Below are 19,934 nucleotides of genomic sequence, written 5' to 3'. Positions count from 1 at the left end.
CTTGTTATGCGTTGTCTGTTATTCGCCTGCCTGTTGCTGGGCAGTGCACAAGGATGGGCCCTGGATCGCTTCCAGGTCGAAGGCTACACCCTGCCCAACGGCCTGCAGCTGCTGCTCAAGCCCGGCAGCGAACGCGGCCACGTGGCGATCCGCCTGGTGGTGGGCGTCGGCCTGGACGATTTCGCCTGTGCCGACAAGGAACTGCCGCACCTGCTTGAACACTTGCTGTTCAGCGGCATCGACGCCGACGGCGAAGGCGGCCTGGAAGAGCGCATGCAAGCCTTGGGCGGCGAATGGAACGCCTATACCAGCAATGCCGACACCACCTTCGTCATCGAAGCCCCGGCGAAAAACCAGCGCAAGGTCCTCGACCTGCTGCTGTCATTGCTCACCCGCACCCGCCTTGACGACAACGCCGTGGCCGCCGCCAAACAGGTGGTGGAGCGCGAAGACGGCGGTCATTACTCGCACCTGCAGCGCTGGCTCGACCGCCAGGACCTGGGCCACAAGGCCGGCAACCAGTTGGCGGTGGAACTGGGGCTCAAATGCGCCGAGCGCGCCGAAGTCGAGCACCTGACCCTGGCCCAGCTGGAGCAAGTGCGCAAAGACTGGTACGCCCCCAACAACATGACCCTGATCGTCGTCGGCGAACTGGATCGCCTGTTGCCAGCTTATCTGGAGCGCACCTACGGCGCCCTCGAGCCGGTAGAACCCAGCGAGCACCGCGAACTGCCGCAGATCCAGGGTACGGCCGCCGCCGAGCGCGACTTGATCCATGGCTGGGTAGGGCAGAGCGCACAATTGCACTGGCTGTTCCCCGAACCCCTGCTGGAACAGCAGCACGACGAGACCTTCGACCTGCTCAAGGACTATCTGGACTGGGCGTTGTACCGTCAGTTGCGCCTGGAGCATGAGCTGTCCTACGGTCCCTGGAGCGACCGTGAGGTGTTTGGCGGCGTCGGTTTTCTCAGCCTCAATGCCGACCTCGAACGCGATGACCTGCCCCAGGCCCGACAGGTGGTCGAGCAGCTCAAGGCGAAGCTGCTCAAGGACGGCCTCGACCCCGCGACTTTCGAGCGCCTGAAGCAGGCCGCCATCGATCGCCAGGCCTGGGCAGTTCAGGGCAACAGCGCCCTGGCGGACTACTACTGGAGCGCCCTCGGGGACTTCGACAACGGCCGTTTCAGCGACCCGGCCAAGCGTCTGCGGGCGGTGAGCCTGAAGCAGGCCAACCTGGCCCTGGGGCAATTGCTGCAGCAGCCGGGCTACGTGCGAATCGAAAAACCGCTGCTGGGGGACGAGCAACTGCTCTGGCTGACCGGCGGCCTGCTGGCCCTGATCGTCCTCGGCAGCCTGGGCGGCTACCTGCTGCACCGCCGGCGTAACCTCTAGCCGGTGTGGCGAGGGAGCGTGCTCCCTCGCCACAGGCAGCGGCCAACAGGTATCCTGTCGCGGTTTTTTCCTGCCAAGACTGTGACCCCACCCGATGCCTAACCTGACCCACTATATTCAGCGCATTCTGGAACTGATGAAGCGCTACCCGGGGGTCATTGCGCTCGGCGGTTTCATCTCTGGAGTCGGCAGCTTCATCCTGGTGGATCGGCAACAGAGCCTGGCCTCGTGGATCGCCGTGATCCTGCTGGTGAGCTGGGTCTGGCTGATGCTGGAAAACAGTCTGACCCAACTGTTCACCAAGGTCTTCAAGCGCGAGATCCCGCAACCGCTGCTGCGCTACGCGACGCAAATGATCCACCAGGAAAGTCTGTTCTTCGTCCTGCCGTTCTTCTTCATCACCACCAGCTGGAACAGCGGCCAACTGGTGTTCACCGGGCTGCTGGGAGCGGCGGCGCTGATTTCCATCACCGACCCGCTGTACTACAAGTGGCTGGCGCCGCGGCGCTGGCTGTTCCTCGCCCTGCACACCCTGACCCTGTTCGCCGCCTTGCTCACGGCCCTGCCGCTGATCCTGCACCTGACCACGGCCCAGAGCTTCAAGCTGGCCCTGGGCATCGCCATGCTCCTGTCCTTCCCGAGCCTGGCGTCGATCCTGCCGATCCGCAGCGTGCGCAGCGCACTGGCGGTGCTGTGCATCACCCTGGCCATTGGCAGCACCGGCTGGCTGCTGCGCTCCTGGGTGCCGCCGGCCACTCTGTGGTTGACCGAGGACGCCATCAGCACCCAACTCCAGGACCGCACGCCCGGGGACAGCCTGGAGCAGTTGAGCGCCAGCCAGGTACGCAGCAACGGTTTGTACGCCTACACCGCGATCAATGCACCCCGGGGCCTGGACGAGCGCATCTATCACGTCTGGCAGTTCAACGGCAGCGAAGTGGACCGCATCGCCCTGGATATTCATGGCGGACGCAAGGAGGGTTACCGCGCCTGGTCGCACAAGCAGAATTTTCCCGGCAACCCAGCGGGAAAATGGCAAGTGCGGGTGATCACCGAGGACGGCCAGGTAATTGGCGTGTTGCGCTTCGAGATCACCGATCCAGATCAAGACGCCGCCAAGAGCGGCGAGGCAAAGTAGTCGGGATCGTGCTATTACGTAGCACTGCGTAATCGCCACACAAGCTCGGAGCTTATGACTACCAGCGTGACGCCCGGCACCGCTCAACTGGACCTTGCCCTCTCCCCGGCGCAACTGCGCATCTCCGGGGACTGGACGCTGGCGCACTACGGCGAGCTCAAGCGTCTCAGCCAAACCCTCAGCGGCCGCTATGACAGCAGCACCCACATCGACCTCAACGGCCTGGGAGCCCTGGACACCGCCGGCGCCTCGCTGCTGGTAGAACTACTGGGAGCCGAACGCCTGGGGCGATCCGCCGAACACCCTGATTGCACCCTGTCCGCCGCCGACCGCGCGTTGCTGCATACGGTCTACAGCTCGCTCAACGATTTCTGTGTACCGGTCAAGGAACCGGAGATTTCCGTCAGCGTGCAACTGCTCTCACGCATTGGCAGTGCGGTCTACACCGTCTGGCAAGACAGTCTGAAAGTCCTCGGCTTTATCGGCCTGATCCTCGAAACCCTGGCCCGGGGCCTGCTGCACCCCAAGCGCTGGCGCATCACCCCGGTGGTGGCGCATATCGAGCAGACCGGACTAGATGCCGCGCCCATCGTTGCCCTGCTGACCTTCCTGGTGGGGGCGGTGGTGGCCTTTCTCGGGGCCACGGTACTGGCCAACTTCGGGGCCAGCATCTTTACCGTCGACCTGGTGGCGTTTTCCTTCCTGCGGGAATTTGGCGTGCTGCTGACCGCGATCCTCATGGCCGGGCGCACCGCCAGCGCCTTCACCGCGCAGATCGGCTCGATGAAGGCCAACGAAGAGATCGACGCCATTCGCACCCTGGGCCTGGACCCGATGGAGTTGCTGGTGCTGCCCCGGGTGCTGGCCTTGCTGGTGGCGCTGCCGATGCTGACCTTTCTGGCGATGCTCTCCGGGATCATCGGCGGCGCCGTGGTCTGTGCCCTGTCCCTGGATATTTCCCCGGCGATGTTCCTTTCGCTGCTGCATTCGGACATCGGCGTTAAGCACTTTCTGCTGGGCCTGGTCAAAGCGCCGATCTTCGCTTTCCTGATCGCCGCCATCGGCTGCCTGGAGGGTTTCAAGGTCAGCGGCAGTGCCGAGTCGGTGGGCGCCCACACCACGTCCAGCGTGGTGCAGTCGATCTTCGTGGTGATCGTCATCGACGCCGTGGCCGCGCTGTTCTTCATGGAGATGGGCTGGTGAGCCGCCCGACGCGCCCGCCTGCCGAGGCGGTGATCGAAGTCCGTGGCCTGTGCAACCGCTTCGGCAAGCAGAGCGTGCACGAAAACCTCGACCTGGACGTGTACAAGGGCGAGATCCTCGGCGTGGTCGGCGGCTCCGGTAGCGGCAAGTCGGTGTTGCTGCGCAGCATCGTCGGCCTGCGTCAGCCCAGCGAAGGCTCGGTGCGGGTTTTCGGCCAGGACCTGCCAAGCCTGCCGGAGCAGCAACGCTCACTGATTGAACGGCGCTTTGGCGTGCTGTTCCAGAAGGGCGCGCTGTTCACCTCGCTGACGGTGACCGAAAACGTCGCCCTGCCGCTGATCGAGCATGCGGGCCTGTCCCGCAGCGACGCCGAACACCTGGCGGCGGTGAAACTGGCCCTGGCCGGATTGCCCCTGTCGGCAGCGGACAAGTACCCGTCCTCGCTCTCCGGCGGCATGATCAAGCGTGCGGCCCTGGCCCGCGCCCTGGCCCTGGACCCGGACATCCTGTTTCTCGACGAACCCACCGCCGGCCTCGACCCGGTGGGGGCTGCAGCCTTCGACCAACTGATCCTGACCCTGCGCGATGCCCTGGGCTTGAGCGTGTTCCTGGTCACCCACGATCTCGACACCCTCTACACCATCACCGACCGGGTGGCGGTACTGGCGCAGAAAAAGGTGCTGGTGGCGGACGCCATCGACATCGTCGCGCAAACCCCGGACGAATGGATTCACCAATACTTCCATGGCCCACGCGGCCGCGCGGCCTATCAGGCCGCTACACAGACCAACGAGGGATGACATGGAAACCCGAGCCCATCATGTACTGATCGGCCTGTTCACCGTGATCGTGGTGGCCGGCGCCTTGCTGTTCGGCCTGTGGCTGGCCAAGTCCAGCGTCGACAGCGCCTTCCAGGACTATCAGATCGTGTTCAATGAAGCGGTCAGCGGCCTGTCCAAGGGCAGTGCCGTGCAGTACAGCGGGATCAAGGTCGGCGACGTAGTCAATCTGCGCCTGGACCCCAAGGACCCGCGCCGGGTACTGGCGCAGATCCGCCTGGGCAGTGAAACCCCGATCAAGGAGGACACCCAGGCCAAGCTGGCCCTGACCGGCATCACCGGCACCTCGATCATCCAGCTCAGCGGCGGTACACCGCAAAGCCCGGTGCTCAAGGGCAAGGACGGCCAACTGCCGACCATAGTCGCCTCGCCATCGCCCATTGCCCGCCTGCTGAACAACAGCAATGACCTGATGACCGGAGTCAACCTGCTGCTGCACAACACCAACCGCATGTTTTCCCCGGACAACGTGGAGCGGGTCAGCAGCACTCTGGATAACCTGCAGAAGACCTCGGCCAGCATCGCCGGACAACGTGACGATCTGCGCCAACTGATGCAGCAACTGGGTTCTATCAGCAAGCAGACCAGCGCCATGCTGGAACAGACCACCGCGCTGATGCGCAATGCCAACGGCGTACTCAACGACCAGGGTAAGCAGATGTTCGGCAGCGCCGAGCACGCCATGCGCAACCTGGAACAGAGCAGCGCCACCCTGAACAAACTGCTGAGCGACAACCAGGACTCGCTGAACAATGGCATGCAAGGGCTCAACGGCCTGGCGCCGGCGGTGCGCGAGCTGCGCGAGACCCTGAGCTCGCTGCGAGCCATCACCCGTCGCCTCGAAGCCAACCCTGGCGGTTACTTGCTGGGTAACGAGAAGAACAAGGAGTTCACGCCATGAAGCGTGTCTGTCATCTGCTGGCGCCACTGGCCCTGGGGACCGCCCTGGCCCTGACCAGTGCCTGTTCGATCCTGCCCAAGGGCGAACCATTGGATATCTATCGGCTGCCGGTGAGCCAGAGCACGCCCCCCGCCACGGGCCAGGCGCTGTCGTGGTCGCTGCAGTTGCTCAAGCCCCAGGCCGGCGATGCCCTGAACAGCGCGCGAATCGCGGTGATTCCCCAGGGCAACCTGATCAGCAGCTACAAAGCTTCGCGCTGGAGCGACCCGGCACCGATCCTGCTGCGCAACCGCCTGCTGGACGGCTTCCAGCGCGATGGCCGGGTGCAGCTATTGAGCACCGACGACAGCAACCTGCAGAGCGACCTCGCCCTGGGCGGTGACCTGCAGGCCTTTCAGACCGAGTATCAGGGCTCTGACGCCCAGGTGGTGATTCGCCTGGATGCGCGACTGATTCGCGGCTATGACCAGAAGATCCTCGCCAGCCGACGCTTTGAAGTGCGCCAGCCATTGGCGCAAACCCAGGTGCCGGCGGTGGTGACAGTATTTGGCCAGGCCAGCGATGCGCTGACCCGGCAGGTGGTGGATTGGGCAGTGGGGCAGGGCAACCTGGCGCTGAAACATTGAGGGCCCTTTTGCCGGCAAGCCGGCTCCTACAACGTCTGTAGGAGCCGGCTTGCCGGCGAAGGCTCGGTCAACTCAACCAAAGAACCAGTAGCAAACCGCAATCGCCGCCACCACCCCGGCGAATTCCGCCAGCAAGGCACAGCCCACAGCGTGCCGCACCCGCTGGATACCCACCGCACCGAAGTAGACCGCCAACACATAGAAGGTGGTCTCGGTGCTGCCCTGGATGGTCGCCGCCGCCAGGGCCGGGAAGCTGTCCACGCCTTGGGTCTTCATGGTCTCGATCAGCATCGCCCGGGCCGCACTGCCGGAGAACGGCTTGACCATGGCGGTGGGCAGGGCGTCGACAAAGCGCGTATCCCAGCCGGCCCAGGCCACCAGATGACGAATCCCGTCGAGGCCAAAATCCAGGGCCCCGGAAGCCCGCAACACACCAATCGCGCAGAGCATGGCCACCAGATACGGCAAGAGGTTCTTGGCGACGTCAAAGCCCTCCTTGGCCCCTTCGACAAAGGCCTCGTAGACCTTGACCTTGCGCAGCGCACCGATCACCAGGAACAGCATGATCAGACCGAACAGGGTGAGGTTGCCGAGGATCGATGACAGCGACGCCAGGGCCGTGGCCGACAGGGTCGCCAGCAGTGCCATGAAGGCGCCCAGCGCCAGGGCCCCGGGAATCAGATAGGCCAGCACTACCGGGTCCCAGAGACGCAGGCGCTGCATCACCGCCACCGACAGCAAGCCCACCAGCGTCGAGGCACTGGTCGCCAGGAGGATCGGCAGGAACACCAGGGTCGGGTCCGCCGCGCCTTGCTGGGCGCGGTACATGAAGATAGTCACCGGCAGCAGGGTCAGGGACGAAGCGTTGAGCACCAGGAACAGGATCTGCGCGTTGCTGGCGGTGGTGGCGCTGGGGTTGAGTTCCTGCAGGGCGCGCATGGCCTTGAGGCCGATCGGCGTGGCGGCGTTGTCCAGGCCCAGGCCGTTGGCGGCGAAGTTCAGGGTGATCAGCCCCAAGGCCGGGTGCCCTGGCGGCACTTCCGGCATCAGGCGCTTGAACAGCGGCCCCAGGACCTTGGCCAGCCAATCGACGATGCCGGCCTTTTCGGCGATCCGCAGAAAGCCCAGCCACAGGGTCAGGGTGCCGAACAACAGCACCATCACCTCCACCGACAGCTTGGCCATGGCGAAGATGCTTTCCACCATGGCGGCGAAGATCCCGGCGTTGCCGCCCACCAGCCACTGCGCCAGGGCGGACACGGTCGCTACGATAAAGAAGCCAAGCCACAGGCCATTGAGCATCGGTCATATCCCTCGGAAGATGCGGCGAATGATAGCGGGGCGGGCAGAAACGACAAACCCCGGATTAACCGGGGTCTGTCATCTGTAGGAGCCGGCTGGCCGCCGAAGGCGCGTCTGAGCCGTGTAGAGGACTTGAGGGTCTCTTCGCTGGCAAGCCAGCTCCTACGTAGTAGGCGCTTAGCCTTTGGAAGCTTCGCCAGCCGGCAGCTTCTCTTTGCTGCGCCAGTGCGGCAGGGAATTCCAGTAGCGCTGGCCCTTGGCATCGTCGTACATGCCTTCCCAACGGGAGATGACCAGGACTGCCAGGGCGTTGCCGATGACGTTCAGGGCGGTACGCGCCATGTCCATCACACGGTCGACACCGGCGATGAAGGCCAGGCCTTCCAGGGGAATGCCCACGCTGCCCAGGGTCGCCAGCAGGACCACGAAGGACACACCCGGAACCCCGGCGATGCCTTTGGAGGTGACCATCAGGGTCAGCACCAGCAGCAGTTGCTGGCTGATGGACAGGTCGATGCCGTACAGCTGGGCGATGAAGATCGCCGCGATGCTCTGGTACAGGGTCGAGCCGTCAAGGTTGAAGGAGTAGCCAGTGGGCACCACGAAGCTGCAGATGGCTTTCGGCGCACCGTAGGCTTCCATCTTCTCGATCACCCGCGGCAGCACGGTTTCCGAGCTGGCGGTGGAGTAGGCGAGCACCAGCTCATCCTTGAAGATGCGCATCAGCTTGATCACCGAGAAGCCGAACAGGCGGGCGATCAGGCCGAGGATCACGAAGGCGAAGAAGGCGATGGCTACGTACACCAGGATCACCAGCTTGGCCAACGGCAGCAAGGAGGCGAAACCGAAGTTGGCGACGGTCACCGAGATCAAGGCAAACACACCAATCGGCGCGTAGTTCATGATCATGTGGGTGACTTTGAACATGCTTTCCGAGACGCCCTGGAACATCTTCACCAGCGGCTCGCGCAGATCCGACTGCAGGCTCGACAAGCCCAGGCCGAACAGCACCGAGAAGAAGATGATCGGCAGCATCTCGCCACGGGCCATGGCCGCGAAGATGTTCGATGGGATCAGGTTGAGAATGGTCTCGATGAACGCGTGTTCATGCTGCACTTCGGCGGCGGTGGCCTGGTACTTGGAAATGTCCACGGTCCCCAGGGTGCTCATGTCGATGCCCGCACCCGGATGGAACAGGTTGGCCAGCAGCAGGCCCACGACGATGGCGATGGTGGTGACGATTTCGAAGTAGATGATGGTCTTCAGACCAATACGGCCAAGTTTCTTGGCGTCGCCGACACCGGCAATGCCGACGATCAGCGAGGAGATGACGATCGGGATCACGATCATCTTGATCAAGCGGATAAAGATATCGCCTGCAGGTTGCAGAACGTTGCTGATCCACCAGGCCTTTTCAGCACTGAAATGATTGAGCAGCGCGCCAATCGCAATCCCCAGGACCAGACCGATGAGGATCTGCCAGGCGAGGCTTAATTTTGCCTTCTTCATATCATTACCCTTACTTCAGTTGGACTCGGGCTGATGCGCGAACTGGAACGCTCAATGGCGGAAAAGTTTGTGCATCGGCCCCCGTATAAGGTCATCCCGAACGAGCATTTACGGCTCTCTGCGGGCGAAAAAAGGCGCAACTATTCCGATGCAAGGGAGGCGCGTCTAATGCCGTAAACGCCTACCCTATGCCGAATCGGCATGAGTTTTTACAAACAAAACGAGCGTCCCAACCGGTTCGAATACGACATTTCGGCAGGCAAAAATGCCGTGAAACGGCCATTTCAGGCGGTGTGCAGGCTTGTCGGAAGGGTCAGGAAAAAGTCTAAAAAAGTTTAGGATTGCTCTGATTCGGGCGCCCGGAAAGGTTGCGCAAGTGGCGCAAAGTTTCTCGATATACGGTCGCAGAGAAACACTAGGAAACGTTTGACCGGAGTCAAAGGAAGATTTTTTCCTGGGGGAGTCACGAAAATGACGGACGGATGGCTCTAGGACAAGACTTTGCTCTTCAAGCACGCCGCAAGCTCGTCAAGTCGATGCTCGACCTGGGAGCTTACGCCGCAGCTCTTTCCTGACCCGGCCCTTGCGGAGGCACTCCCTGTACCCCTAGGTCACTCCGATCATCAGTGGATCAGAACGTCCCGACCCCATGGTCATGCACTCACCCTCCTCGGGTGGTGCAACAGTCGAAAGCGCCAGGGCGGCCCTTTCTCCTATCTGTTATGCAGTATCGGCACCTCGAACTCAGTACCAGTTCGGATCTTTGCGCAACTGCTCCTGAAGCAACGCCTGCATCCCTTCATCGGGTTTGCCGAGGAAGCGGTAGTTCGCGTGACGGGTCGGTGACTTGTCCGCAGGCAAGCCCACAGGCACCTCCACCAGCATCGCGTAGGCATGCTTCTTGTCGAAGCTGAAGGCCAGGATCAGGCGCTGGTTCTGGCAACTCTGCGCAGTCTCGCAAAGTGGTCCCACCAGGTACTGATCGCCGTCTTCAGTCACTGCATTCATCTGTTGCTGAGCATCGCCCGACAAGTCCATCACCCATTCGGGCAAGCGCTCTTCCTTGTGCACAACCCCCTGCCAGGTTTCACGAAACTGCGGGTCCGAACTCAGCAGTTGGTTGGCACGTGCCTGGCCATCATTGGCCGCCGACGCCAGGGCGCTGACGCCCAGCAGCAGCGTGGCAGCCAATGTCTTCAACGAAAGACTCATGGTCAGCCTCGGCCACGACGGCCAAAGAAGAACGAAGCAATGAACATCACCAGGAACACGACAAAGAGAATCTTGGCGATACCCGTGGCGGTGCCCGCGATACCACCGAAGCCCAGGACCGCAGCGACAATGGCAATGATCAGGAATGTGATTGCCCAGCTCAGCATGATGATTCTCCTTACTCTTCTATTAGTGGTGCTGCCTATGAAGCCGGCCGTGCGCCGCCGAATGCGGGCCAGGCCTTGGTGCCTAGAACACCCAGCGTTCCTGACGCGGCGCTTCAAGCGCCGGCTGTGCCTGATCGACGGCCATCAGTTGCACTGGTGTTGCATCGTTGAGCTGACTGCTCACCGAACTGAAATGGGTCTGGGTGAAGTGATGAGCCGGTACGCGCGGGGCGGGCACCTGGCTATCCTCCCAACGCTGCAACTGCTGCCCGGCGATCAGGGTGACCAGTAACGCCAGGCTGGCGAACAGGCCTTGCTGGAGATGCAGTGGCGCGATACGCAATTGGGCAAGACCTTGGCGATTCATCCTGAAACTCCTCCCACACTGTGGTGATGTTGTTATGGAAGCCCTGAGTTGCGCTTCACGATGAGAGGGTTATTGCAGTCTGCATGCCAGCTTTTAAACAGACTATAAACTCAATAAAATCAATGACTTAAAACAATACAAAAACACTGACTCATACGCATCCTGCACGATGCCCCCCAGTCAACCGTGCGAAATGCACGATCGGACCGGCCAGCGTCCATGGCTTTTTGATCGGAGGGGGAACTTTGCCCAGTGACGGACAGCCTGATACAGACCCATTCAAGGACTAGCCTTGGCAAAACATTTGGGATTTCAGTCTGTTAGCCATTTCCGGCGGAGATATCTAACCTTCAAGCCGTGGAATGGATCAGAATCAACCTTGCAACTTGCCCGATTTATCCGGGACTAAATAAGATCATTCATTAAAGGAGCCTGGGAAATGGAGTCAGCGCCGGAGAATCAAGGCCGCATCCTTCTGGTGGATGACGAATCCGCCATCCTTCGCACCTTCCGTTATTGCCTGGAAGACGAGGGCTACACCGTAGCCACCGCCAACAGCGCGGCACAGGCCGATGCCCTGTTGCAACGCCAGGTGTTCGACCTGTGTTTCCTCGACCTGCGCCTGGGGGAAGACAACGGCCTTGATGTGCTGGCCCAGATGCGTACCCAGGCGCCCTGGATGCGGGTGGTGATCGTCACGGCCCACTCCGCCGTGGACACGGCGGTGGACGCGATCCAGGCCGGTGCCGCCGATTACCTGGTCAAGCCCTGCAGCCCCGACCAACTGCGCCTGGCCACCGCCAAGCAACTGGAAGTGCGCCAGCTCTCGGCGCGCCTGGAAGCCCTGGAAGGTGAAGTGCGCAAACCCAAGGACGGCCTGGACTCCCACAGTCCGGCGATGAAAGTGGTATTGGAAACCGCCCGCCAGGTGGCCAGCACCGATGCCAATATTCTGATCCTCGGCGAGTCGGGTACCGGCAAGGGCGAACTGGCCCGGGCCATCCACGGCTGGAGCAAACGGGCGAAAAAGTCCTGCGTGACCATCAACTGCCCATCGCTAACCGCCGAACTGATGGAAAGCGAGCTCTTCGGCCACAGCCGCGGCGCTTTTACCGGGGCCAGCGAAAGCACCCTGGGCCGGGTCAACCAGGCTGATGGCGGCACCCTGTTCCTCGATGAAATCGGCGACTTCCCCTTGACCCTGCAGCCCAAGCTGCTGCGCTTTATCCAGGACAAGGAATACGAGCGCGTCGGCGACCCGGTGACTCGCCGTGCCGATGTCCGCATCCTCGCCGCCACCAACCTCAATCTCGAGGACATGGTGCGCGACGGGCGCTTCCGTGAAGACCTGCTGTACCGCTTGAACGTGATTACCCTGCACCTGCCGCCCTTGCGCGAACGCAGCGAAGACATCCTGACCCTGGCCGACCGCTTTCTCGCACGCTTCGTCAAAGAGTATTCGCGGCCGGCCCGAGGCTTCAGCGACGACGCCCGGGAAGCACTGCTCAACTACCGCTGGCCGGGCAACATCCGCGAGCTGCGCAACGTGGTGGAGCGGGCGAGCATCATCTGTCCCCAGGAACGGGTGGAAATCAGTCATCTGGGCATGACCGAGCAGCCCACCAACAATGCCCCGCGAATCGGTGCCGCGCTGAGCCTGGATGAGCTGGAAAAAGCCCATATCGGCGCCGTCCTGGCCACCAGCGATACCCTGGACCAAGCAGCCAAGACCCTGGGCATCGACGCTTCGACCCTGTACCGCAAGCGCAAACAGTACAACCTGTGAGCATCACCCTATGAAGTTAGCGATGAAACTGCGGACCCGGCTGTTTCTGAGCATCTCGGCCCTGATCACCGTGGCCCTACTGGGGCTGGTGCTCGGGCTGGTCAGCGTGATGCAGATGGCCAGTACCCAGGAATCGCTGATCCGCAACAATTTCATCACCCTGGACCTGGGGCTAAAGCTGCGCCAGACCCTGGGTGATCAGTTGATCATCATGCTCAGCAACAAGCCCGACCCCGCGGCCCTGGAAGCCTCGCGGCAGCGCTATCTGGACCTGCTCGACGAGGGCATCGTCCACGAACAGCAGAACCCGTCCGTGGGCGGTTTCAAGCAGGCCCGCAGCGATTACCTGAGCTTCTACCAGGCCTTCGAGCACAGCAACACCGCCGCCAGCCTGAATAACAACGAGGCGCTGACCGAGCGTTTCAATACCTTGCGCAACGGCCTGATCAATGAACACAAGCGCGCCCTGGACAACATCAGCCAGGTCGAGCGCCAGGCCCGGGACCGCGCCTTGCTGGTGGCCGGCTTGCTGGGCCTGGTCGGCCTGGCGGTGCTGATCATCGGCTTCATCACCGCCCATGCCATTGCCCGGCGCTTTGGCGGACCGATCGAAGCCCTGGCCAAGGCCGCGGACAAGATCGGCCAAGGCAATTTCGACGTCACCCTGCCGATCTCGGCAGCAGCGGAAATGAACCTGCTGACCCGACGCTTCGGCATCATGGCCGAAGCCCTGCGCCAGCATCAGGCGACCAATGTCGACGAACTGCTGGCTGGCCAGCAGCGCTTGCAGGCGGTGCTCGACAGCATCGACGACGGCTTGTTGATGATCGACCGCCAAGGCCGCCTGGAACACCTAAACCCCGTGGCCCAGCGGCAGTTGGGCTGGGATCAGGAGCGCCTCGGCCAGGGCCTGGGCAGCGCTCTGCAACGCCCGGAGCTGGATGAACAGCTGCAGCTGGTTCTGCGTGGCGGCACCCTGGAACGAGCCCCGGAAGACCTGAATATCGAGGTCGACGGCGAATCGCGCCTGCTGACCTATAGCCTGACCCCGGTGAGCCACACCCAGGGCCATATTCTCGGCGCGGTGATGGTGCTGCATGACGTCACCGAGCAGCGGGCATTCGAGCGGGTGCGCAGCGAGTTCGTATTGCGCGCCTCCCACGAGCTGCGAACACCTGTTACCGGCATGCACATGGCCTTCGGCCTGCTCCAGGAACGCCTGCACTTCGCCGAAGAGTCCCGGGAAACCGACCTGCTCAATACGGTCAACGAAGAAATGCAGCGGCTGATGCAACTGATCAACGACCTGTTGAATTTTTCCCGTTATCAGAATGGCCTGCAGAAGCTCACACTCGCGCCCTGCCCCCTGGAAGAGTTGCTGGAGCAGGCCCAGGGCCGCTTCAACGAACAGGCGCAGCGGCAGGACATCAGCCTGCTGCTGGAGATCCAGGCGCCACTGCCGCGCCTGCACGCCGACCGACCGCAACTGGAACGGGTCCTGGACAATCTGATCGACAACGCCCTGCGCCATACCGCCAGTGGCGGCCAGATCCGCCTGCAGGCGCGACGCCATGGCGAACGGGTGATTGTCAGCGTCGAGGACAATGGCGAGGGCATCGCTTACGGTCAGCAGGGTCGAATCTTCGAACCCTTCGTTCAGGTCGGACGCAAGAAAGGCGGTGCCGGGCTCGGACTGGCCCTGTGCAAGGAAATCGTCCAGCTCCACGGTGGACGCATGGGCGTCTACTCAAGGCCGGGGCAGGGCACCCAGTTCTATCTGGCCCTGCCGCTCTAGAGGTTCACGCCTCATCATCCAGGCGCCGGGCCACCAGACGCCGACCGCGGGTGATCAGCTCGGTGAACTGCAACGCACTCAGGGCGTGGGCAAACAGCCAGCCCTGACCGAAGTTCACCCCCTCGCTGCTAAGCAGCGAGGCCTGGTCCTCGAACTCGATGCCCTCGGCGATCACCTTGAGCTTCAAGGCGTGGGCCATGCGAATGATGTGGGGCGCCACGCCACTGCTGGCAGCATCGTGGCCTAGGGCGTCGATAAAGGCCTTGTCGATCTTCAGGCAATCCACCGGCAGGCTTTGCAGGTAGGCCAGGCTGCAGTAGCCGGTGCCGAAGTCATCGATCAGCACCTGATGCCCGACATCCCGCAGGGCCTGCAGGTTGTCGCGCGCCACCACCACGTCGATCAGGCCGCGCTCGGTCACCTCGAAGGCGATCTGTCGCGCCGCCACCCGATGCAACGCCAGGAGCCGGGCCATGACCAGGCCGATCCGCGGCACCATGACATCGCAGGCCGCCAGGTTGACTGATATGTACAGCTGGGGATTGGCTCGCAGCACGTGTCCCAGTTGCTCCAGCAGGCGTTGCAGGACGAAGTCGGTGATCTGGCGAATCTGTCCGGTGTTCTCCGCCAGGGGGATGAACAGATCGGGGCTGGTCAGAGTGCCGTCCGGACGCCGCCAGCGCAGCAAGGCTTCGGCCCCGACACAGAGCCTGCTGTTGAGGTCGAAGATCGGCTGGTACAGCACCTGCAGCTCACCGCGTCGCAGGGCCCCTTGCAGCTCTGCTCCCAACGACTGGCGCTGCCGCACCAACTGATACACCAGCCCGCCGATAAACAGCGCCATTAGCAGGCTGACCGGCAACAACCACCACCAGCCATCGAGCATTTCCGCCTGCATGCTGGCCCGGGGGCTGATCATCACCAGTTGGTATTCGGGGTTACGGGTCGGCATGCGATAGATCAACAGATCCTGGGTGACCTGCAAGGGACCGTCACGGCCGGCCCGCCAAGGTTCCACCGGTGGCCAGGCCCGAGCCTGACCCAGTACCGGAATCGCCCGAACACCGTGGTCGACCACCACCATAAGGCTGCCACCGGCCGGCAGGTCGACCACGTCGGTCAAGTGCCCACGGGAGGTGGCCACGCGAAAATTGCCTCGTCCCAGCATCAGAGCGGCGAGATTTTCGTTGGGTTGGGTCGAGGTGTTGAGCCAGTAGCTGTAGGTCGGCCCACGGATATCCGGAGCCCTGGGCGAAGGCAGGAGATTCTGCTGCGGCCAGTTTGAGCAGGTCTGGGTGGCATCCATATAGGCCGCTTCATAAATGAAGCGATAGCTGTAGCTAACCTGCTGCAGGGCAGCGATCAGCTCGGCGCTGCACTCGCGCAGCGGCTGGGCCTCCAGTACATCCAGGCCCTCACGCAGTTGCCCGAACAGTTGCTCCAGACGTTCCAGGAAACGCTGGCCCTGGGCGTTCATCTGTTCGCTTTCTCGCTGCTGGACCTGATGCATGGCCACTCCGGCACTGCCCAGCAACAACACCGCCGCGCTCAGCGCAGCCGCCAGCATCGCCAGCAACCAGGGGCGATGGAACCAGGTGCGCAGGGTCTGGCGAGCGGCCGGCATCATGAAAGATCCGAAGGATTACCAATGAGTTATAGCAACTGATTGAGTAATCGGCCCGAACCGTCCGGCGGCGTCATTATTTTGTCTGGTTGAGCACCTGGAGCATGGCTGCGCTTTCTGCGTCCGGGGTGCCGTCGAAACGACCCGGGCGATAGTGCATCTGGAAGGCCGCCAGCACATGGCGGGTAGCCGCATCCAGTTCACCAGTCTGCGGCGTGGCATAGCCCAGGACCGCTAACTGTTGCTGGAACCAGCTGATGCTCGGCAGGCTCGCGGCAAAAAACGCCTGCTGGCGTGCCACAGCCTGAGCGTTTGGCCACAAGCCGAGTCCGGCGTCGGCCAGGCGCTTCCAGGGGAACAGCGGACCCGGGTCCAGCTTGCGCTGGGGAGCAATGTCGCTATGGCCGATGATGTGGCGCGGGGAGATGTTGTTGCGCTTGCTGATGTCCTTGAGCAGCACGATCAGATTCTGGATCTGCGCCTCGCTATAGGGATACCAGAGTCGTCCGCTGGGGCCATCACGAAAGCCCGGGTTGACGATTTCAATGCCGATAGAGCTGGAGTTGAGCCAGGTCCGGCCCTGCCACTGGCTCTCGCCGGCGTGCCAGGCGCGGTATTGCTCGTCCACCAGTTTGTAGACAGTGGCGGACTTGTCGTCGCCGATCAGGTAATGGCTGCTGACCTGACCGTGGGTCAGCAAGGCCAGGGAGCGTTCCAGGGATGCCGAGGTGTAGTGGACGATGATGAACTGGGCGCGCTGGTCGTAGTTGACCGAAGGGTGACTGGTGTCGATGCGCGGACCGCTGGCACAACCGGCGAGGACCAGGAGCGAAAAAGCAAGAGCAAGGAGTTTCATGGCAAAGGGCAATACGCTGATGAAAAGAATGCAACAGTGTAACGTACTGCTCCCAACGCCATGGGCAAAACCGAGGTTTCAGACAGGAATCGGCAAGCGTCTCAGCCTGCCTCTACCCGGTTGCGACCCGCATCCTTGGCCCGGTACAACGCCTGATCGGCTCTTTTTATCACCAGATCGCTGCGATCACCGGCCTTGAAGGCGCTCAGTCCGACGGACACGGTAATGGTCACTGGCTCGCCCTTGAAGTGGAACGGACATGCCTCGACCGCCGCTCGCAGCGCTTCCACTATCCGCGCGCCCGCTGGCAACGGGGTATTGGGCATCAGCAGGACAAACTCCTCGCCGCCGAAACGCGCGATAAAGTCGCTGCCACGCAGGCGCTTGCGCAACACGTTGGCGATGATCTTCAACACCTTGTCCCCGGCCAAATGGCCGTAGTTGTCGTTGATCCGCTTGAAGTGATCGAGATCGAGCATGGCCAGCAGCAGACTATTGCCATGTTGCTGCCATTGGCCGACCTCGTGTTCCAGACGCTCGGTCCAGGCGGCGCGGTTCGGCAGGCCGGTCAGCGGATCGATCAGGGCCTTTTGCCGTTGTTCTTCCAGGTGCTCACGGTAGCCCTGGGCCTCCTGCTCCATGCTCGAAACGCGTTCTGCCAGACTTTGCAGGCGGGCCGCCACTTCCTTCTCACGCTCATCGCGCTGTTTCTGGTGGTGGTCCATGGTACCCAGCAGGCCTTCCAGGTGGCTTTCCAGCACCTGCTTGAGGTCATCCAGGTCTGCCGCCTCCTGCACGCTGCTCTGCAGGCCATCGACCTGCTCACGAATCTGGGAGTCCATGGCCCGTGCCGCCGAGCTGCTGTCGGCGTGGCCATCACTGGCCGCCTGCAGATTGCTCTGGAAGGCCTCGAGGCGCTCGTTAAGCTGTTTGAGGTACGTCTCGAACTCATGCTGGCCCGAATCGGTAATTGCCAGCATCAGCACTGCCAGGTCATCGAGGATTGGCAGCAACTCGTACCAGTTCAGGCCATGTTGCAGACGATCACGCATGGCTTCGGCCTGAGGCCGATGGCGTTCCGGCAGACTCAGGTCATCGAGCAGCCCCAGCAGGGTGTGCTCGATATGCTTGGCCACCGAGCTGTAGGAGGGCTCGGGAGAGTCCGGCAGGGCGTAAAGCACATCGTGCTCGGATTGCTCCGGATCGATGGCCGCCAAAGCCTCGGCCATGACCGGCGGCAAGGGCAGGCTGTCGAGCAGCACTGCCGGGGAAACCGCGGGAAGCGGCAGCAACTCATCGGGGTTGAGCGGGACGGGCTTGCTCTGAAGTGCGGCAGGCACTTCTGCCGACGGCTCCGGGGGCGCTAGCGGTAAAGCATCGACAGGTGCAGAGGCAGGAGGCGCGACCTCGACCTCGGTCGGAGCCGGAGCCGGAGCCGGAGCCGGAGCCGGAGAGTCAATCTCGACCTGGGGCACTGGCTCAAGGGGTTTTTCCTGCGCCAGGACTGGCGGCACGAATGCCGTCACCGACGGCGGGACCGGTACGCTGCCGGCTTCGGGCTCAACCTTGGCCGGGGCCTCGGAAACGGGCGGCGCAACGGGAGCTGGCTCGGGCTTGGCCGGTGTCACGGCGACGGTCGCCGGAGGGACCTGGGCGACTTCCGGCAAGTCAGTGGTAGGGGTCTGATAATGCTCGCGAACCACTTCGTCCGCTTCTGCGACCTCTTCAACCTGGGGACGGGAATCCACCGCGGGAACGGGGCCAGGGACCGCAGGCGTAACCGCTTCTGCCTGGGGAACATCGGCGGCGTCACGGGCCCCGAACAGGCGCTGCAGCAGACTCGGGCGACCTGGCTCGGCAGGGGTTTCCAGCTGGCTCAGGGCCTTGCCCTGGAGATTGCTCAGCTCACCCAGCAGCAGGGGGATCTCTCGCGCCTGACTGACCCGGCCGTCCAGTTGCTTGGCGAAGGCCTTCAACGGGCGACTGACTTCCCGGGGCAGGGGCAGGGATTGCAATTGAGTGACCAGTGCCGTCAAGGCGCTGCTCATCTGGTCGACCCGGGTTTCACGCCGCTGCTCGGAGTCCAGCACGGCTTTTTCCAGGCGGGGCAGCAGCGCCGCAAGCCCAGCATCCATGTCATCGGTGCGCACGACCTCGCGCATCTCCTTCATGCACTGGTCGACCGCGCGATCGGTGCCCTCCGCCGCCAGGGTGCTACGCACCAGGCCACGACGCAGCAAGTCCAGGCGAGCGGCCCAGCGGCGCTCAAGCTTTTCCTGCTGTTCGATGCTTTTGAGGTATTTCTCTTTCCAGCGTTGGGCGTCGTCGCTCATTCATCGGTTCCGCGAGGTGCAGGACTCAACGCGGGCAATGCATCGGCCGTGAGCGAACCCGGCAGACGAATCTCTACCGCGACCGGCAGGTGATCGGATATGGGTTGGGCCAGGACTTCGACTCGCTCCAGGGTCAGGCTGGGGCTGAGCAGGATATGGTCCAGGCAGCGTTGCGGACGCCAGCTGGGGAAGGTCGCCTGCAGTTGCGGCGCCAACAGGCTGAGGTCACGTAAAGGGGAGTGCTCCAGCAGATCGCTGGCGTGGGTGTTCATGTCTCCCATCAGCACTTGATGCTTGTAGCCACCGATCAACTCGCGGATGTAAGCCAGTTGCCGGGTTCGGGCCCGGGCGCCAAGCGCCAGGTGCATCATCACCACCACCAGCGCCTCGGGGCCTTCGCCAAATCGCACGAGGATTGCGCCGCGCCCCTTGGGGCCGGGCAATGGATGGTCTTCGATGGCCCAGGGGCGCAAGCGACTGAGCACACCATTGCTGTGCTGAGCCAGGCGTCCCAGATTGCGATTGAGCTGTTGGTACCAGTAAGGGAAGGCGCCCAATTGGGCCAGGTGTTCCACCTGATTGACGTAGCCTGAACGCAGGCTGCCACCATCGGCTTCCTGCAGGGCTACTAGATCGAAGTCCCCCAGCAGATTGCCGATTTTCTGCAGGTTGTCCGCACGCCCGTTATGGGGCAGCAGATGCTGCCAGCCACGGGTCAGGTAATGGCGATAACGCTCGGTGCTGATGCCGACCTGAATATTGAAACTGAGCAAGCGCAGGCGACTGTCCGCCGGCAGGCCGGTCGACGCCAAATGGTGCTCGTTGACCTGCGGATCATGCAGGCCAACGATGCGTTCCGAGCCCCAGCGCGGCATGGCGGCGGC

General features: G+C 62.7%; 17 protein-coding genes. 8 read left to right on the top strand and 9 right to left on the bottom strand.

What is annotated here, in order from left to right; all coding sequences use genetic code 11:
* Window positions 1–6: 6 nt before the first annotated feature.
* The 6 genes from FW796_RS13665 to FW796_RS13640 all read left to right on the top strand — a co-directional run bounded on the left by FW796_RS13665 (window position 7) and on the right by FW796_RS13640 (window position 6,099).
* Window positions 7–1,392, top strand: a complete 1,386-nt coding sequence (locus FW796_RS13665) for a M16 family metallopeptidase (RefSeq protein WP_404937997.1) — start codon at window positions 7–9, stop codon at window positions 1,390–1,392.
* Window positions 1,393–1,486: 94 nt separating this feature from the next.
* Window positions 1,487–2,530 (top strand): DUF5924 family protein, encoded by a 1,044-nt coding sequence (locus tag FW796_RS13660; protein ID WP_446439464.1) that lies wholly within the window; start codon window positions 1,487–1,489, stop codon window positions 2,528–2,530.
* 54 nt (window positions 2,531–2,584) lie between these two features.
* Window positions 2,585–3,733 (top strand): MlaE family lipid ABC transporter permease subunit, encoded by a 1,149-nt coding sequence (locus FW796_RS13655; RefSeq protein ID WP_446439463.1) that lies wholly within the window; start codon window positions 2,585–2,587, stop codon window positions 3,731–3,733.
* Window positions 3,730–4,533 (top strand): ABC transporter ATP-binding protein, encoded by an 804-nt coding sequence (locus tag FW796_RS13650; protein ID WP_346634638.1) that lies wholly within the window; start codon window positions 3,730–3,732, stop codon window positions 4,531–4,533. The genes FW796_RS13655 and FW796_RS13650 overlap by 4 nt, the downstream gene beginning before the upstream one ends.
* Before the next feature lies 1 nt (window position 4,534).
* Window positions 4,535–5,473 (top strand): MlaD family protein, encoded by a 939-nt coding sequence (locus tag FW796_RS13645; protein WP_346634639.1) that lies wholly within the window; start codon window positions 4,535–4,537, stop codon window positions 5,471–5,473.
* Window positions 5,470–6,099, top strand: coding sequence for an ABC-type transport auxiliary lipoprotein family protein (locus FW796_RS13640; protein WP_446439462.1), 630 nt, complete (start codon window positions 5,470–5,472; stop codon window positions 6,097–6,099). Before FW796_RS13645 ends, FW796_RS13640 begins: the two co-directional genes overlap by 4 nt.
* A gap of 72 nt (window positions 6,100–6,171) precedes the next feature.
* Here the strand turns inward: FW796_RS13640 and FW796_RS13635 are convergent, their stop codons facing one another.
* From FW796_RS13635 to FW796_RS13615, 5 genes are all read right to left on the bottom strand, one after another.
* The gene (locus FW796_RS13635) at window positions 6,172–7,401 is read right to left on the bottom strand and encodes a nucleoside recognition domain-containing protein (protein ID WP_123723788.1); all 1,230 of its coding nucleotides are present in this window, start codon (window positions 7,399–7,401) and stop codon (window positions 6,172–6,174) included.
* 177 nt (window positions 7,402–7,578) lie between these two features.
* Window positions 7,579–8,910, bottom strand: a complete 1,332-nt coding sequence (gltP, locus tag FW796_RS13630) for a glutamate/aspartate:proton symporter GltP (protein ID WP_346634641.1) — start codon at window positions 8,908–8,910, stop codon at window positions 7,579–7,581.
* A gap of 744 nt (window positions 8,911–9,654) precedes the next feature.
* Window positions 9,655–10,122, bottom strand: a complete 468-nt coding sequence (locus FW796_RS13625; RefSeq protein WP_446439461.1) for an inhibitor of vertebrate lysozyme family protein — start codon at window positions 10,120–10,122, stop codon at window positions 9,655–9,657.
* 2 nt (window positions 10,123–10,124) lie between these two features.
* On the bottom strand, window positions 10,125–10,289 hold the full coding sequence (locus FW796_RS13620) for a DUF1328 domain-containing protein (protein ID WP_003170804.1): 165 nt from the start codon (window positions 10,287–10,289) through the stop codon (window positions 10,125–10,127).
* A gap of 82 nt (window positions 10,290–10,371) precedes the next feature.
* Window positions 10,372–10,656 (bottom strand): hypothetical protein, encoded by a 285-nt coding sequence (locus FW796_RS13615; protein WP_346634643.1) that lies wholly within the window; start codon window positions 10,654–10,656, stop codon window positions 10,372–10,374.
* Window positions 10,657–11,095: 439 nt separating this feature from the next.
* Here FW796_RS13615 and algB point away from each other — a divergent pair, with 439 nt between their 5' ends.
* Together algB and FW796_RS13605 are read left to right on the top strand one after the other, a co-directional pair.
* Window positions 11,096–12,442, top strand: coding sequence for a sigma-54-dependent response regulator transcription factor AlgB (gene algB / locus FW796_RS13610; protein WP_346634644.1), 1,347 nt, complete (start codon window positions 11,096–11,098; stop codon window positions 12,440–12,442).
* A gap of 10 nt (window positions 12,443–12,452) precedes the next feature.
* Window positions 12,453–14,237: a KinB sensor domain-containing domain gene (locus tag FW796_RS13605; RefSeq protein ID WP_346634645.1), complete on the top strand. Its 1,785-nt coding sequence runs from the start codon at window positions 12,453–12,455 to the stop codon at window positions 14,235–14,237.
* Between the two features lie 4 nt (window positions 14,238–14,241).
* Here FW796_RS13605 and FW796_RS13600 read toward each other — a convergent pair whose 3' ends face one another.
* From FW796_RS13600 to FW796_RS13585, 4 genes are all read right to left on the bottom strand, one after another.
* Window positions 14,242–15,861 carry an EAL domain-containing protein gene (locus FW796_RS13600; protein WP_346634805.1) on the bottom strand — a complete coding sequence of 540 codons (1,620 nt, stop codon included), beginning with the start codon at window positions 15,859–15,861 and terminating at the stop codon, window positions 14,242–14,244.
* A 76-nt stretch (window positions 15,862–15,937) separates the two neighbouring features.
* Entirely contained in the window at window positions 15,938–16,717 is a 780-nt protein-coding gene (locus FW796_RS13595) for an N-acetylmuramoyl-L-alanine amidase (protein ID WP_446439460.1), read from the bottom strand.
* 101 nt (window positions 16,718–16,818) lie between these two features.
* Window positions 16,819–19,050, bottom strand: a complete 2,232-nt coding sequence (locus FW796_RS13590) for a diguanylate cyclase (RefSeq protein WP_446439459.1) — start codon at window positions 19,048–19,050, stop codon at window positions 16,819–16,821.
* The gene (locus FW796_RS13585; RefSeq protein WP_346634648.1) at window positions 19,047–19,925 is read right to left on the bottom strand and encodes an endonuclease/exonuclease/phosphatase family protein; all 879 of its coding nucleotides are present in this window, start codon (window positions 19,923–19,925) and stop codon (window positions 19,047–19,049) included. The genes FW796_RS13590 and FW796_RS13585 overlap by 4 nt, the downstream gene beginning before the upstream one ends.
* Window positions 19,926–19,934: the final 9 nt, after the last annotated feature.

This window comes from Pseudomonas sp. 910_21, from assembly GCF_052850735.1.
The sequence above is the reverse complement of the archived record's forward strand: the minus strand, read 5'-3'. Positions and strand labels throughout refer to the sequence as shown.

What these genes read in the sequence shown, in the direction of transcription:
- FW796_RS13595 (WP_446439460.1), bottom strand. Translation starts at nt 16,717, where the DNA reads ATGAAACTCCTTGCTCTTGCTTTTTCGCTCCTGGTCCTCGCCGGTTGT.
- FW796_RS13645 (WP_346634639.1), top strand. Translation starts at nt 4,535, where the DNA reads ATGGAAACCCGAGCCCATCATGTACTGATCGGCCTGTTCACCGTGATC.
- gltP (WP_346634641.1), bottom strand. Translation starts at nt 8,910, where the DNA reads ATGAAGAAGGCAAAATTAAGCCTCGCCTGGCAGATCCTCATCGGTCTG.
- FW796_RS13585 (WP_346634648.1), bottom strand. Translation starts at nt 19,925, where the DNA reads ATGCCGCGCTGGGGCTCGGAACGCATCGTTGGCCTGCATGATCCGCAG.
- FW796_RS13605 (WP_346634645.1), top strand. Translation starts at nt 12,453, where the DNA reads ATGAAGTTAGCGATGAAACTGCGGACCCGGCTGTTTCTGAGCATCTCG.
- FW796_RS13625 (WP_446439461.1), bottom strand. Translation starts at nt 10,122, where the DNA reads ATGAGTCTTTCGTTGAAGACATTGGCTGCCACGCTGCTGCTGGGCGTC.
- FW796_RS13660 (WP_446439464.1), top strand. Translation starts at nt 1,487, where the DNA reads ATGCCTAACCTGACCCACTATATTCAGCGCATTCTGGAACTGATGAAG.
- algB (WP_346634644.1), top strand. Translation starts at nt 11,096, where the DNA reads ATGGAGTCAGCGCCGGAGAATCAAGGCCGCATCCTTCTGGTGGATGAC.
- FW796_RS13655 (WP_446439463.1), top strand. Translation starts at nt 2,585, where the DNA reads ATGACTACCAGCGTGACGCCCGGCACCGCTCAACTGGACCTTGCCCTC.
- FW796_RS13635 (WP_123723788.1), bottom strand. Translation starts at nt 7,401, where the DNA reads ATGCTCAATGGCCTGTGGCTTGGCTTCTTTATCGTAGCGACCGTGTCC.
- FW796_RS13615 (WP_346634643.1), bottom strand. Translation starts at nt 10,656, where the DNA reads ATGAATCGCCAAGGTCTTGCCCAATTGCGTATCGCGCCACTGCATCTC.
- FW796_RS13640 (WP_446439462.1), top strand. Translation starts at nt 5,470, where the DNA reads ATGAAGCGTGTCTGTCATCTGCTGGCGCCACTGGCCCTGGGGACCGCC.
- FW796_RS13620 (WP_003170804.1), bottom strand. Translation starts at nt 10,289, where the DNA reads ATGCTGAGCTGGGCAATCACATTCCTGATCATTGCCATTGTCGCTGCG.
- FW796_RS13665 (WP_404937997.1), top strand. Translation starts at nt 7, where the DNA reads ATGCGTTGTCTGTTATTCGCCTGCCTGTTGCTGGGCAGTGCACAAGGA.
- FW796_RS13590 (WP_446439459.1), bottom strand. Translation starts at nt 19,050, where the DNA reads ATGAGCGACGACGCCCAACGCTGGAAAGAGAAATACCTCAAAAGCATC.
- FW796_RS13600 (WP_346634805.1), bottom strand. Translation starts at nt 15,861, where the DNA reads ATGCCGGCCGCTCGCCAGACCCTGCGCACCTGGTTCCATCGCCCCTGG.